The organism is Bradyrhizobium sp. 44, assembly GCF_023073095.1.
Classification (GTDB): Bacteria; Pseudomonadota; Alphaproteobacteria; order Rhizobiales; family Xanthobacteraceae; genus Bradyrhizobium.
The window spans coordinates 35,728-49,405 of record NZ_JADPIY010000008.1 but is presented as its reverse complement, the minus strand read 5'-3'; the positions used below and the strand labels follow the sequence as shown (position 1 = coordinate 49,405).

The 13,678-nt window shown below is 64.6% G+C and carries 15 protein-coding genes and 1 tRNA gene; 4 read left to right on the top strand and 12 right to left on the bottom strand.

The genetic code is table 11. The features are described from left to right. Positions 1 to 19: 19 nt before the first annotated feature. The 11 genes from IVB41_RS02315 to aroA form a co-directional block, all read right to left on the bottom strand. Positions 20 to 1,363, bottom strand: coding sequence for a folylpolyglutamate synthase/dihydrofolate synthase family protein (locus IVB41_RS02315; RefSeq protein ID WP_247426265.1), 1,344 nt, complete (start codon positions 1,361 to 1,363; stop codon positions 20 to 22). Then, positions 1,360 to 2,301 carry an acetyl-CoA carboxylase, carboxyltransferase subunit beta gene (gene accD / locus IVB41_RS02310; protein WP_247285096.1) on the bottom strand — a complete coding sequence of 314 codons (942 nt, stop codon included), beginning with the start codon at positions 2,299 to 2,301 and terminating at the stop codon, positions 1,360 to 1,362. Before accD ends, IVB41_RS02315 begins: the two co-directional genes overlap by 4 nt. Before the next feature lie 137 nt (positions 2,302 to 2,438). Continuing rightward, complete coding sequence (gene trpA / locus IVB41_RS02305; protein ID WP_247426263.1) at positions 2,439 to 3,275, bottom strand: tryptophan synthase subunit alpha; 837 nt, start codon at positions 3,273 to 3,275, stop codon at positions 2,439 to 2,441. Further along, complete coding sequence (gene trpB, locus IVB41_RS02300; protein WP_027514720.1) at positions 3,272 to 4,489, bottom strand: tryptophan synthase subunit beta; 1,218 nt, start codon at positions 4,487 to 4,489, stop codon at positions 3,272 to 3,274. Before trpB ends, trpA begins: the two co-directional genes overlap by 4 nt. Next, positions 4,486 to 5,157, bottom strand: a complete 672-nt coding sequence (locus IVB41_RS02295; protein WP_247426261.1) for a phosphoribosylanthranilate isomerase — start codon at positions 5,155 to 5,157, stop codon at positions 4,486 to 4,488. The genes trpB and IVB41_RS02295 overlap by 4 nt, the downstream gene beginning before the upstream one ends. Before the next feature lie 81 nt (positions 5,158 to 5,238). Then, positions 5,239 to 5,631, bottom strand: coding sequence for a lipopolysaccharide assembly protein LapA domain-containing protein (locus IVB41_RS02290; protein ID WP_247426259.1), 393 nt, complete (start codon positions 5,629 to 5,631; stop codon positions 5,239 to 5,241). Between the two features lie 71 nt (positions 5,632 to 5,702). After that, positions 5,703 to 6,008, bottom strand: coding sequence for an integration host factor subunit beta (locus IVB41_RS02285; RefSeq protein WP_007598410.1), 306 nt, complete (start codon positions 6,006 to 6,008; stop codon positions 5,703 to 5,705). Between the two features lie 172 nt (positions 6,009 to 6,180). Next, positions 6,181 to 7,161, bottom strand: a complete 981-nt coding sequence (sppA, locus tag IVB41_RS02280) for a signal peptide peptidase SppA (RefSeq protein WP_247405051.1) — start codon at positions 7,159 to 7,161, stop codon at positions 6,181 to 6,183. Between the two features lie 332 nt (positions 7,162 to 7,493). After that, the gene (gene rpsA, locus IVB41_RS02275) at positions 7,494 to 9,200 is read right to left on the bottom strand and encodes a 30S ribosomal protein S1 (RefSeq protein ID WP_027566167.1); all 1,707 of its coding nucleotides are present in this window, start codon (positions 9,198 to 9,200) and stop codon (positions 7,494 to 7,496) included. A gap of 267 nt (positions 9,201 to 9,467) precedes the next feature. After that, positions 9,468 to 10,106 carry a (d)CMP kinase gene (gene cmk, locus IVB41_RS02270; RefSeq protein ID WP_247426257.1) on the bottom strand — a complete coding sequence of 213 codons (639 nt, stop codon included), beginning with the start codon at positions 10,104 to 10,106 and terminating at the stop codon, positions 9,468 to 9,470. Beyond that, the gene (gene aroA / locus IVB41_RS02265; protein ID WP_247426255.1) at positions 10,103 to 11,440 is read right to left on the bottom strand and encodes a 3-phosphoshikimate 1-carboxyvinyltransferase; all 1,338 of its coding nucleotides are present in this window, start codon (positions 11,438 to 11,440) and stop codon (positions 10,103 to 10,105) included. Before aroA ends, cmk begins: the two co-directional genes overlap by 4 nt. 172 nt (positions 11,441 to 11,612) lie before the next feature. Here aroA and IVB41_RS02260 point away from each other — a divergent pair, with 172 nt between their 5' ends. From IVB41_RS02260 to IVB41_RS02250, 3 genes are all read left to right on the top strand, one after another. Continuing rightward, positions 11,613 to 12,023 (top strand): TIGR02300 family protein, encoded by a 411-nt coding sequence (locus IVB41_RS02260; RefSeq protein ID WP_007598417.1) that lies wholly within the window; start codon positions 11,613 to 11,615, stop codon positions 12,021 to 12,023. A gap of 66 nt (positions 12,024 to 12,089) precedes the next feature. Next, a tRNA-Ala gene (locus tag IVB41_RS02255) sits at positions 12,090 to 12,165 on the top strand. A gap of 135 nt (positions 12,166 to 12,300) precedes the next feature. Beyond that, a complete protein-coding gene (locus tag IVB41_RS02250) occupies positions 12,301 to 12,543 on the top strand; it encodes a GIY-YIG nuclease family protein (RefSeq protein ID WP_007603948.1) in 243 nt (80 codons plus the stop codon). Positions 12,544 to 12,560: 17 nt separating this feature from the next. Here IVB41_RS02250 and IVB41_RS02245 read toward each other — a convergent pair whose 3' ends face one another. Further along, positions 12,561 to 13,022 carry a MarR family winged helix-turn-helix transcriptional regulator gene (locus IVB41_RS02245; protein ID WP_027566170.1) on the bottom strand — a complete coding sequence of 154 codons (462 nt, stop codon included), beginning with the start codon at positions 13,020 to 13,022 and terminating at the stop codon, positions 12,561 to 12,563. A 154-nt stretch (positions 13,023 to 13,176) separates the two neighbouring features. Between IVB41_RS02245 and IVB41_RS02240 the strand changes: the two genes are divergently transcribed. After that, positions 13,177 to 13,602, top strand: a complete 426-nt coding sequence (locus tag IVB41_RS02240) for an organic hydroperoxide resistance protein (protein ID WP_027566171.1) — start codon at positions 13,177 to 13,179, stop codon at positions 13,600 to 13,602. The last annotated feature ends 76 nt before the right edge of the window (positions 13,603 to 13,678 follow it).

Below are 13,678 nucleotides of genomic sequence, written 5' to 3'. Positions count from 1 at the left end.
AGCCCGGATGGAACGAAGACTATACAGGAGGCGTGCCGTTGATGGCGAGCACGTGGCCGGCGAGATAGAGCGAGCCGGTGATCAGGATGCGCGGCGGCACTTCGTAGGCGAGCTTCGCCAGGGCGCGCAGTGCGGCCTCGACGCCGGGCGCGGGCTCGACGCGCATGCCGAGGCTGCGGGCGGCATCCGTGAGGCGGTCGACCGGCATGGCGTTGTCGGTGTCGGGAATCGGCACCGCGATGATGTGGCGGGTCAGACCGGCGAAATTGGCGAGAAAACTCTGCGCGTCCTTGTTGGCCATCATGCCGGCGATCACGACCAGCGGCCGCGACACCCGCTCTTCGAGATCGCCAAGCGCGGCCGCCGCGACGCGGCCGCCTTCCGCATTGTGGCCGCCGTCGAGCCAGATCTCCGATCCCTGCGGCCCCCAAGCGAGCAGCTCTCCAGACGCAATGCGCTGCATCCGCGCCGGCCATTCCGCACCGACGATCCCGGCCTCGAACGCCGCCTGGTTGACCTTGAAGGCGTTGGTGGCCCGCAACGTCGCGATGGCGAGGCCGGCATTGTCGAACTGGTGGCGCCCGAACAGGCGCGGCGCGGTGAGATCCATCAAGCCGCGCTCATCGGAATAAACCAGCCGCCCGTTTTCGACGTTGACGTGCCAGCTCTCGCCCGCGGCAAACAATGGGGCGCGCATGCGCTTGGCCTGCGCCTCGATCACGGCCATCGCCTCAGCCGACTGCTCCGCGCAAACGACCGGCACGCCGCGCTTGATGATCGCCGCCTTTTCGCCGGCGATCGAGGTCAAGGTGTCGCCGAGGAAATCCATGTGGTCCATGCTGACAGGCGTGATCACGCAGGCTGCCGGCGCGTCGACGACGTTGGTGGAATCGAGCCGGCCACCAAGGCCGACCTCCAGCAGAACCACATCGGCGGGGTTCTGCGCGAACAGGTGAAACGCCGCCGCCGTCTTGAGCTCGAACACGGTGGCCGGCTCGCCGGCATTGACACGCTCGACCTGTTCCAGCGCCGCGCGCAATTCGTCGTCACCGACCAGCACACCGCCACCGACGCGGCCGAGCCGGAAACATTCGTTGATGCGAACGAGATAGGGCGACGTGTAGGCGTGGACGCGCAGGCCGGCGGCCTCCAGCGTCGCGCGCAGATAAGCGAGCGTCGAGCCCTTGCCGTTGGTACCGGCGATGTGGATCACCGGCGGCAGCTTGCGCTCGGGATGACCGAGCCGGTCGAGCAGGCGGTGCATCCGCTCCAGCCCGAGATCGATGCGTTTCTGGTGCAGGGCCGACAGCCGCCCGATCAATTCGTCGAGCGGCGGCTTTGCGCGGTCGGAGGAAGCGTTCACGCGTGCGGCGCGGCCGGCGCCGTTTCGGGAGCCGATACGATCTGCGCCGGACTGACGACCGGCTGCACCGGCTTTGACGCGGTCTCAAGCGCCGGCGCCCTGGTCAACAGTCGGCAGAGCCGCGCCAAGGTCGGACGCAATTCGTGGCGGTGCACGACCATGTCGATCATGCCGTGCTCCTTGAGGTATTCGGCGCGCTGAAAACCCTCGGGGAGCTTTTCGCGAATGGTCTGCTCGATCACGCGCGCGCCGGCAAAACCGATCAGCGCGCCCGGTTCGGCGATCTGCACGTCGCCGAGCATCGCATAGGATGCGGTGACCCCGCCGGTGGTCGGATTGGTCAGCACGACGATGTAGGGCTGTTTTGCTTCACGCAGCATCTGCACCGCGACCGTGGTGCGCGGCATCTGCATCAGCGACAGGATGCCTTCCTGCATGCGCGCGCCACCACTGGCGGCGAACACGATGAAGGGCGACTTCTTCTCGACCGCGAGCTCGAGGCCGCGCACGATGGCTTCGCCCGCGGCCATGCCGAGCGAGCCGCCCATGAAGTCGAAATCCTGCACGGCGACGACGACGGCGGCACCTTCGAGCTTGCCGTAGCCGACCTTGATCGCGTCGTTCAGATTGGTCCGCGCGCGGGCATCCTTGATGCGATCGACGTACTTCTTCTCGTCACGGAACTTGAGCGGATCGGGCGTGACGTCAGGCAGCGCGACGTCGTACCAGGTCTCATTGTCGAAAACCGACTTCAGACGCGCCACCGCGTTCATGCGCATATGGTAGTTCGAGCCGGGAATGACGAACTGGTTGGCTTCGACGTCCTTGTAGAACACGAGCTGTCCGGAATCCGGGCACTTGATCCACAGATTCTCCGGCGTCTCCCGCCGCAGCATGTTGCGGATCTTCGGCCGGACCACATTGGTAAGCCAGTTCATGGTTTGCTCCGATGTGCGATCCCGCCTGGGGACCGCCTGAAGGGATATATGGCGGCCGGGAGCCGGCCCGGCAAGCCGCCGTATCGTCCGCCTTGCTCGTCGGACTTGCTCGTCGGACTTGGCAGCGGAATTATGGCCTATTCCGCCGCCTGTTGCGCGCCTTTGACGCCCTGGGCCAGTGCCGCGGTCAGCTCGGCGACGGCGTTGACGGTTTTGCCAGTGGCGCGCCCGTCCGCATCGAGGCTGTTCTTGAGGGCGTCGACCAGCGCGGTGCCGACCACGGCGCCATTGGCATGCGAGGCAATGGAGCGGGCGGTCTCCGGTGTACGGATGCCAAAGCCGACGCAGACCGGCAGTTTTGTGTGCCGCTTGATGCGGGCAACTGCCTCGCCGACGGCCGTGGAGTCCGCGGCCGCAGCGCCGGTGATGCCGGTGATCGAAACGTAGTAGACAAAGCCCGAGGTGTTGGCGAGCACCGCCGGCAGACGCTTGTCGTCGGTCGTCGGCGTTGCAAGCCGAATGAAATTGAGGCCGGCCTTCATCGCGGGCAGGCAGAGCTCGTCGTCCTCTTCCGGCGGCAGGTCGACGATGATGAGGCCGTCGATGCCGGCGCTCTTCGCATCGACCAGGAATTTGTCGACGCCATAAATGTAGATCGGGTTGTAGTAGCCCATCAGCACGATCGGCGTGGTGCTGTCGTCCTTGCGGAAGCCGCGCACGAGATCGAGCGTCTTCTTCAGCGTCATGCCGGCCTTGAGCGCGCGCAGGCCTGCCGCCTGGATCGACGGGCCGTCGGCCATCGGATCGGTGAAGGGCATGCCAAGCTCGATCACATCGGCGCCCGCTTTCGGCAGCGCCTTGATGATCTCGAGCGAAGTGGCCGGATCGGGATCGCCGGCCATCACGAAAGTGACAAAGGCCGCGCGGCCGGCTTTCTTCAGCTCGGCGAAACGGGTGTCGATACGCGTGGTCACTTGCTCTTGCCCCTCAGGATGTCGCCGACCTGCGGGACGTCCTTGTCGCCGCGGCCGGAGAGGTTGACGACCATCAGGTGATCTTTTGTCCGCTTCGGCGCGAGCTCCATCACCTTGGCGATGGCATGTGCCGGCTCGAGCGCGGGGATGATGCCTTCCAGCTTTGACAGCAACTGGAACGCTGCGAGCGCCTCGTCGTCGGTCGCGGAGAGATAGTTCACGCGGCCGATCTCGTGCAGCCAGGAATGCTCGGGGCCGATGCCGGGATAGTCGAGGCCCGCGGAGATCGAATGCGCGTCCTGGATCTGGCCGTCCGCATCCATCAGGAGATAGGTGCGGTTGCCGTGCAGCACGCCCGGACGGCCGCCGGCGATCGATGCCGCATGCAATTGCGTCAGTCCGTGGCCCGCAGCTTCGACGCCGAAGATCTCGACGGTGGAATCGTCGAGGAACGGATGAAACAGGCCCATCGCGTTGGAGCCGCCGCCGATACAGGCGACCAGCGAATCCGGCAGGCGGCCTTCGATCTCCTGCATCTGCGCCTTGGTCTCGTTGCCGATGATCGACTGGAAGTCGCGCACCAGCGTCGGATAGGGATGCGGACCCGCGACAGTGCCGATGCAGTAGAAGGTGTTGTGCACGTTGGTGACCCAGTCGCGCAGCGCCTCGTTCATGGCATCCTTCAGCGTGCGCGTGCCCGACTGCACTGGAATGACCGTCGCGCCCAGCATCTCCATGCGGATGACGTTGGGCTGCTGCCGCTCGACGTCGACGGCGCCCATGTACACAATGCATTCCAGGCCGAAGCGCGCGCACAGCGTCGCGGTGGCGACACCGTGCTGGCCGGCGCCGGTCTCGGCGATGATGCGCTTCTTGCCCATGCGCCGCGCCAGCATGATCTGGCCGAGCACGTTGTTCACCTTGTGCGAGCCGGTGTGGTTGAGTTCTTCGCGCTTGAGGTAGATTTTCGCGCCGCCGAGATGCTCGGTCAGACGCTCGGCGAAATAGAGCGGCGAGGGCCGGCCGACATAATTCTTGAGATAGCCGTTCATCTCGGTCTGGAAGGCCGGGTCGGCCTTGGCCTCGGTGTAGGCTTTCTCCAGATCGAGGATTAGCGGCATCAGGGTTTCGGCAACGAAGCGTCCGCCGAAAATGCCGAAATGGCCGCGCTCGTCGGGGCCGCTGCGATAGGAATTGGGTTTTACAACATTCATCGGACGCTCAACTCTTGACTTGCATCTTGGCTTGCGCGCGCGGCGCGAATGAAGGCCTTGATCATCTCGGGGTCTTTCACGCCCGGGGCGCTCTCGACACCGGAGGAGACGTCGACGCCACCGGCCCGGGTGACGCGAACGGCTTCGGCGACGTTGTCGGCGCTGAGGCCGCCCGAGACCATATACGGCAACGCGAGCTCCAGGTTTCCGAGCAGATGCCAATCAAACGGTGCACCGAGGCCGCCCGGCCGCGTTGCGTCCTTCGGTGCGCGCGCATCGAACAGGATGCGTTCGGCAACCTCTGCGTAACCGGGCAGCACGGCGAGATCGGCTGATGTTGCGACCGGCACGACCTTCATCACCGGACGACCGAACCGTTGCCTGATGTCGCGCAGCCGGGCCACGCTCTCCGTGCCATGAAGCTGGAACATGTCCGGCGACAGCGCGTCCATGATGTTGTCGAGCGTGGCATCGTCGGCATCGACGGTGAGCGCGACCTTGAGCGCGCGCCGCTTCACCTGCCGGCCGAGCTCCCGGCCGGCTTCCAGCGACAAATGTCGCGGCGACGGCGGGAAGAACACAAACCCCACCATGTCGGCACCCGCCTCGAGCGCCGTTTCGAGCGTCTCGGGCGTGGACAGGCCGCAGATTTTGACGAGCAAGGACATGTTCTCGACGGATATGGGCTCAAAGCAAATGGAGGCCGCAGGTCCGCGGCCGGAAAACGGGCTTTTCGGTTGCGGCCGCTTCTACAACGTCGCGCGCTGCTTGTCTCGCCCGGCGGGCCCGTAAAGCCCCAGCCCGGAGGCAACGGGGAGGCGCTGGGGCTCGGGCCTTGCTGCGGCCGCCTTGGCCCGCAGATCGGCCAGCTCGCCTCGCGCGGCCCGGGCATCCGCGTCATGCCGGCGCGCCGCACGCCGCCAGTGCCGCTGCCCGAACCAGACGGCACAACCGCCCGCGAGGACCCCGAGCGCAGCCACCACGATCAGGAGGAGGAACAGCGGCAGCGTGACCGAGAATGACGGGTCGTTGGCAACGAAGGGATCGAACGAGACCGTGACGAAATGCCGGTTGGCGACGGCAAAGACCATCAGGATCAGGCCCAGCGGAATCACGACCAGCGCGGTCAGGAATTTTCGCATCTCGGCTCGCTCGCCTTGAATCAAGCTTGCGGCCGCTGCGCTCGCGACCGCGGGAAACCCTGAGGTGGACCTCAGTCTGGCGCGCCTGGATCCGGATGGTCGCGATTCAGCCGTTCGCGCATTTCCTTGCCGGTCTTGAAGAACGGAACGCTCTTCTGATCGACAGGCACATGCGCGCCGGTGCGCGGATTGCGCCCTGCGCGTGCAGGGCGATGCTTGACCGAGAAGGCACCGAAGCCGCGCAACTCGACGCGATCACCGCGCGCGAGAGCCGCTACGATCTCTTCGAGAATCGCATTCACAATGTTCTCGACATCCCGCTGGTACAGATGCGGGTTGTGCTCGGCGATACGCTGAACAAGTTCGGATTTGATCATCGAGAGATAGGACCCGGGAGCGTGCGGACGACCATTTCCGTGAAAATACCGTGATCTGTCAAGACGCTAAATGAAGGTTGAGCGTCGTGAAAATACGTGACAAATGCCGAAAAAGCAGGCTGGCCCTGCACGCGCCGAACGGGAAAAACCTCTGGGGCTCGCCCGGTTCCGGTCAGTTCGACGCCGCCGGTTGCCACAAAGCCAGCATCCCATCCATTCCGAGCCGATCGACCGCCTGCACGACGCCGGTTTGCGCGATTTGATGCGCAATCGAGCCTAAACCCAGTGCTTCCAGCGTCACCGCGGCCGCCGTCTTGAGGAACGGCAGATCGCTGAAGCGCGGCTGCAGCTTGTAATCGCGCACGGAGAGCCCCTTCTTGACGCCCTTCTGCTCGACCAGCCAGGTCACCGCGGTCTTCTCGTCGCCGATCTGATCGATCAGCTTGAGATCGATGGCCTGGCGTCCGGTAAAGACACGGCCATCAACCACTTTCTCGAGCTGCGTGTCATCCATGCCACGCCGTTCCTTCACCAATCCCTTGAACCAGGCATAGGAATCCTTCACCAGCGCATCGAGCGCCGCCCGTGCCTCGGGGCTGGTCGGCTCGAAACCGTTGGGCGCGGCCTTCAGCGGCGTGGATTTTACCTCCTCCACCTTGACGCCGACGGTCTTCAACAGCTCCGAGACGTTCGGGAATTGGAACAGCACGCCGATCGAGCCGACCAGCGAGCTCTGCTGGGCGATGATGTGATCGCTCGCGATCGCGGTAATGTAGCCGCCGGAGGCGGCGAGGCCTTCGACGACCACGACGAGCGGCTTCTTTGCCTTCAGCCGTACAAGCGAATCATAGAGCTGCTCGGAGCCGGCGGTGGTGCCGCCCGGCGAATTGACGTGAACGATGACGGCGGCAGCCTGCGAATTCTCCAGCCGTTCCAGCGCCTGCGTGCGATCGGAATCGCTGCGGATCAGGCCGTCGATCTGGACCCGCGCGATCGAGCCGGCGGACGCGAACGTGCCGCGCGCACCCGGCGTCGCGACCAGCGCAAAACCTGCGATCGCCGCGACCGCGATCAGCGCGGCCAATACGCGCCAGAACGTCAGCTTGCGGCGGATCCTGCGGCGATCGACGATGATGTCCGAATCGAGCGACATCTCAATATCTCCAAATGAAAGGCCAAGCGCGTTGTGCCGTCGCAGCGTCAGCATTGGCTTATCTGGATACATCAATTGCGGCGCAATTAGAAGAAAACAAGGCCGGCTGCGGCATGGGCCACGACGTAGCGACACACTCATTGTCGTCCCGGCGAAGGCCGGGACCCATAACCACAGGGAGTAGTTTGGCGAAGACCCGTGGCCTCGGCACTCCTACCGCCCATCATCGATAGGTCACGCGGTATGAGTCTCGGCCTTCGCCGGGACGACGATAGCAACAAAAAAGCCCCGGCTTGCGCCGGGGCCTTGATGCAGCGAAACCTGCGTTTCGCTTACTTGGTGTCGCGGTTCTTGAGCGCGGTGCCGAGGATGTCGCCGAGCGTCGCCCCCGAATCGGAGGAGCCGTACTGCGCGATGGCTTCCTTCTCTTCGGCGACTTCGAGCGCCTTGATCGACACCTGGACCTTGCGGGCCTTCTTGTCGAACTGGATCACGCGGGCATCGACCTTCTCGCCGACGGCGAAGCGTTCGGCGCGCTGATCGTTGCGGTCACGGGCGAGCTCCGAGCGCTTCACGAAAGTGGTGAAGTCGGTACCGGTGATCTTCACCTCGATGCCGCTCTCCTTCACTTCGATCACTTCGCAGGTCACGACCGCGCCCTTCTTGACATCGCCCGGCTCGGCGAAGGGGTCGCCTTCGAGCTGCTTGATGCCGAGCGAAATACGCTCCTTCTCGACGTCCACATCGAGCACCACGGCCTTCACCATGTCGCCCTTCTTGTAGTTGTCGATCACCTGCTCGCCCGGCTGTTTCCAGTCGAGGTCGGAGAGATGGACCATGCCGTCGACGTCGCCCTCGAGGCCCAGGAACAGACCGAACTCGGTCTTGTTCTTGACTTCGCCCTCGACCGTCGAACCGGTCGGGTGACCTTCGACGAAGACCTCCCACGGGTTGCGCATGGTCTGCTTGAGGCCGAGCGAGATGCGGCGCTTGACGGAATCCACTTCCAGCACCTGCACTTCGACCTCCTGCGAGGTCGAAACGATCTTGCCGGGGTGCATGTTCTTCTTGGTCCACGACATCTCGGAGACGTGGATCAGGCCTTCGATACCCGGCTCGAGCTCGACGAACGCGCCGTAGTCGGTGATGTTGGTGACGCGACCGGTGAAGCGGGCACCCAGCGGGTACTTGGCTTCGATGCCCTGCCACGGATCGTCCAACAGCTGCTTCATGCCCAGCGAGATGCGGTGCGTCTCGTGGTTGATCTTGATGATCTTGACCTTCACGGTCTGGCCGATCGAGAGCACTTCGGTCGGATGGTTGACGCGGCGCCACGCGATATCGGTGACGTGCAGCAGACCGTCGATGCCGCCGAGATCAACGAACGCACCGTAATCGGTGATGTTCTTGACCACGCCGTCGATGACCTGACCCTCTTCGAGGTTCTGCACCAGCTCCTGACGCTGCTCGGCGCGAGTCTCTTCGAGAACCGTGCGGCGCGACACGACGATGTTGCCGCGGCGACGGTCCATCTTGAGGATCTGGAACGGCTGCGAGTTGTTCATCAGCGGCGCAACGTCGCGGATCGGACGGATGTCGACCTGCGAACGCGGCAGGAAGGCCACGGCACCGTCGAGGTCGACAGTGAAGCCGCCCTTGACCTGGTTGAAGATGACGCCGTTGACCTTCTCGTTGTTCTGGAAGGCCTTCTCGAGCTTGCCCCAGCTCTCTTCGCGGCGCGCCTTGTCGCGCGACAGCACGGCTTCGCCGAGGGCGTTCTCGATCCGGTCGAGGAACACTTCCACCTCGTCGCCGACCTTGAGCTCGCTGTCGCGGCCGGGGCCGGAAAATTCGCGCAGGGCAACGCGGCCCTCGGTCTTCAGGCCGACGTCGATGACGGCCATGTCCTTTTCGATTGCAACAACCTTGCCCTTGATGACTGAGCTTTCCTGCAGGTTGCCGCCTGCGAAGGACTCGTCGAGCATCGCGGCGAAATCGTCGCGCGACGGGCTATAGGTATCAGCAGAAGTCGAAGCCATTTGTTCTCCAGTTGCGGATGTCATGCCGGCCGTTGGGTTCTTGGGCGCACCGTACGCGCAGTGTCGGAAGGTCCGCAGAACCTTCGAGCGACCGCTCGCTGCTCCGACCTGGAGGGCGGAACAGCGGAAGCGGGCCGGCTGAGGCCCGCGCATTCGATACGTGGAAATCTTTTGTCCGGAACCTGGATCGCGTCGGCCCCAAGCAGGGACCGAGAGTATCGACCTCAAAGAGCGGGAGCGGGCGCTTCCTCCAATGACGGCAGCGGCTTAACCCCGCGACCGGCCCGCTCGGACGGCCTCGATAATGTCGATGGCGGCCCGGACGCCGCCTTCTATATCCAGTTGGGAGTTATCTAGCAAGTAAGCATCCGCGGCCGGCTTCAGGGGCGCGATCGCCCGGTTCTTGTCGCGTTCGTCACGCTGGATGATGTCGGCGAGCACGGCCGCCTCGTCAGCCTCCTCGCCCCGCGCCTTGGCCTCCATGGTCCGGCGGCGGGCGCGGACCCTGGGGTCGGCCACGACGAAGATCTTCACGTCGGCATGGGGGCAGATCACCGTTCCAATATCCCGACCGTCGAGCACGGCGCCGGGCGGATCGGCGGCGAATTGCCGCTGAAAGCTGACCAGGGCCTCGCGCACCCTTGGGATCGCCGAGACGATGGAGGCGCCCTCGCCGGCCTTCTGGGTCTTCAGGGCGGGATTGCCGAACTTTTCGGGATCGAGTTCCAGCGCCGCAGCGACCGCCGCCGCCTCGTCCCGGAGATCATGACCGGACTGCATCAGGGAATAGGCCACCGCGCGATAGATCACGCCGGTATCAAGATGACGGTAGCCGTAATGGTGGGCGAGGCGCTTGCCGAGCGTGCCCTTGCCCGACGCCGCGGGCCCGTCGATGGCGATGATCATGAAAACTCGGCCCCAAGCGAACGCATCATCGGGATGAAATCCGGAAAACTGGTGGCGATGAAGGCGGTGTCATCGACGGTCACCGGCTGGTCCGACGCGCAGCCCATCACCAGCGCGGACATCGCGATGCGATGGTCCATGTGGGTGGCCACAACGCCGCCGCCGGGAACGTGGCCGCGGCCTTCGACGATCAAATCGTCGCCGGAGACCTCGACCTTGACGCCGTTGACGCGGAGCATGGCGGCGGTGGCTTCGAGACGGTCGGATTCCTTGACGCGGAGCTCCTGGAGGCCGCGCATGATGGTCGTGCCCTTGGCGAAGGCGGCCGCCACCGCCAGCACCAGATATTCGTCGATCATCGACGGTGCGCGCTCCGGCGGCACTTCGACACCGCGCAATTTCGAGGCGCGTACGCGCAGCTTTGCCATCGGCTCGCCGGCGTCGCCGCGAACTTCACTTTCCTCGATCGAGGCACCCATTTCGCGCAGCGTGGTGAAAAGACCGGTGCGCAGCGGATTGGTCATGACATCGGACAGGACGAGGTCGGAACCTTCGACGATCAGCGCAGCAACGATGGGGAACGCCGCCGATGAGGGATCGGCGGGCACGACGACATTGGCGCCATGCAGCTCAGGCTGTCCCACGAGCGTGATACGGCGGCCGTGCTGACCTTCCTGCACCGAGGTGATCTCGGCGCCGAAATGCTTGAGCATCAGTTCGGTGTGGTCGCGACTGGCCTCGGTCTCGATGACGGTCGTGGTGCCCGGCGCGGCCAGACCCGCGAGCAGCACGGCGGATTTGATCTGGGCCGAGGCGACCGGGGTCTTGTAGGTGATCGGCAGCGGATCGCGCGCACCCTGGACGGTCAGCGGCAGGCGGCCGCCCTCGCCGCCGGCGACGACCTTCGCACCCATCTTTTCCAGCGGGTCCAGGATCCGGCGCATGGGCCGGGTGCGCAGCGAGGCATCGCCGTCGAAAATCGCAGAGATCGGGCAGCCGGCGACGGCGCCCATGACGAGCCGGCAGCCGGTGCCGGAGTTGCCGAAATCCAGCGGCGCTTTGGGCTCCGCGAAGCCCGCGACACCCACGCCGTTCACCTTCCAGGCGAAATCGCCTGTGCGCTCGACCCTGGCGCCAAGCGCCTGCATGGATTTGGCGGTGTTGAGGACGTCCTCGCCCTCCAGGAGGCCCGAAATCCGCGTCTCTCCGACCGCGAGCGCGCCGAGGATGAGGGCACGGTGGGAGATCGACTTGTCTCCGGGCACCCGTACTTTCCCGGTCAGGGGACCGCTGGCGCGCGACTGGAGCGGCGTCGGCTTGTCGGAATCGGTCAAGTTTGTGTCCTTGGATAGGCCCGGAACGTCCCTGCGGGACTCGCGGGGCAGGTATCACATGGTCTCCCCGCCGTCACGGGCATGTCGTTCTCCCGCAATGCGCTATTGACAGCGGGCCGCCAACTAGCCAAGTGAAGCACCGCTTTTCAGACATTTCCAGGATTCCTCTGCCGTGGCCAAGTCCGAACTCGGAACTAAACGTATTTGCCCGACCACGGGCAAAAAGTTCTATGACCTCAACAAGAATCCGGTGATCTCGCCCTATACCGGTGAAGTCGTGCCGATCGCGCCCATCGCGCCGGCTCGCGCTCCCCGCGGCGCCGAAGCCCGCCACGCAGCCGCTGCCGCCGACGCCACGCCGGAGCCGGCGGAGGTCGAGGAGGTCTCGCTCGAGGAGGCCGATGCCGAGGAGAACACCGGCAAGGTCAAGGCCGTCGTGCCCGAATCCGAGGACGACATCGAAGTCGATGAGACCATCGAGGACGATGACGACGACGATTCGACCTTTATCGCCGACGACGAAGAAGGCGATGAGGACGTGACCGACATCATTGGTGATGTCGGCGGTGACGAAGAGACTTGAGATAATTCCAGAACTGTGGTTCTGGGTCTTTCCCGACGCGTCGCCCAAGGCGCGTCGGACGGTTAAGGGGCCATAGCTCAGCTGGGAGAGCGCTTGCATGGCATGCAAGAGGTCGGCGGTTCGATCCCGCCTGGCTCCACCACGCTTCGCCCTTCAGGCTACGCGTGGCGCAGCCGCGCACAGCCTGAAGGGCGAAGCGTGGTGTCCGGCGAAGCCCGAAGGGCGAAGACGGACTGGTGAGATTCCGACACAGCGGCTGCCCAGGCGATAATCGTCAATGTGGTACGTCTACATCCTCCGCAGCATCGAATTTCCTGAGCAGGAATACGTTGGGGCTACGGAAGATCTGAAGCGCCGGATTCCAGAGCACAATGCTGGCAAATCCACCCACACCGCCAAGTTCAAGCCTTGGAAGCTGATCTGGTACTGCGCTTTCCCTGACAAGTACAAAGCGCTCGCTTTTGAAGCGTACCTGAAGTCTCACTCCGGCCGGGCCTTCACAAAGAAGCGGCTGTCCTAAGCACGCACTTCTAACCCCTACTCCCCAATCACCGCATTCAACCGATCGCGCAGCGCCACGATCTCGTCCTTCATCGCGACCAGTTCCGAGACCGAGCAGTCCGTCGCCGCCAGGATCGATTGCGGCACGGCGCGCGCCTTGTCCTTCAAGGCGTGGCCCTGCGGCGTCAACGCGATCAGCACCTGACGTTCGTCCTCGCTCGAGCGCGTGCGCTTGACGAGATGGGCCGCCTCGAGCCGCTTGAGCAGCGGCGTCAGCGTGCCCGAATCCAGGTGCAGCTTTTCGCCGATGCTCTTCACCGGCACGTCGTCGCGCTCCCACAGCACCAGCATCACCAGGTATTGCGGATAGGTCAGGCCGAGCCGGTCCAGCAGCGGCTTGTAGACGCGGTTGAAGGCATGCGCGGCCGAATAGACCGCGAAGCAGATCTGGTTATCGAGGCGAAGCGGCGCGTCCGCTGCCGAATGTTTCCGGGGCATCGAGAATCTCACGGGACTTGCTCCATTCTGGGGCCGGCCGGCGGCATATTCAATTGCGAACAATTAAATGTGAGGCACCGTAATTTAAATTGCGCACAATCTAATTGTTTGCGATAAGGATCGGACCCCACCCGAGAAACACAGGGAGACGAAAATGTCAGTGAACGTCCTCTACAAGACCAGCGCAAAGGCCACCGGCGGCCGCGACGGCCATGCCGCGACCCTCGACGGCGCGCTCGACGTCAAGCTCACCACGCCGAAGGAACTCGGCGGCGGCGGCGGTGCCGGCAACAATCCCGAGCAGCTGTTTGCGGCTGGCTATGCCGCCTGCTTCATCGGCGCGATGAAGTTCGTGTCCTCGCAGGGCGGCCCCAAGGTTCCGCCCGACGCCTCCGTGACCTCGACCGTCGGCATCGGCCCGCGCGCGGCCGGCGGCTTCGGTCTCGACATCGACCTTGCCGTCTCGCTGCCGGGCCTCGCCCGCGCGGAAGCTGAGGCGCTGGTCGAGAAGGCGCACCAGGTGTGCCCGTATTCCAACGCGACGCGCGGCAATGTCGACGTTCGCCTGACGGTCGTCTGATCGGGTAGCTGAAGCGGCTGGCCCGGGATCCCCCCCGGGCCGGCCGCTTCCCTTGATTTGCCATCCCGCGGGATTG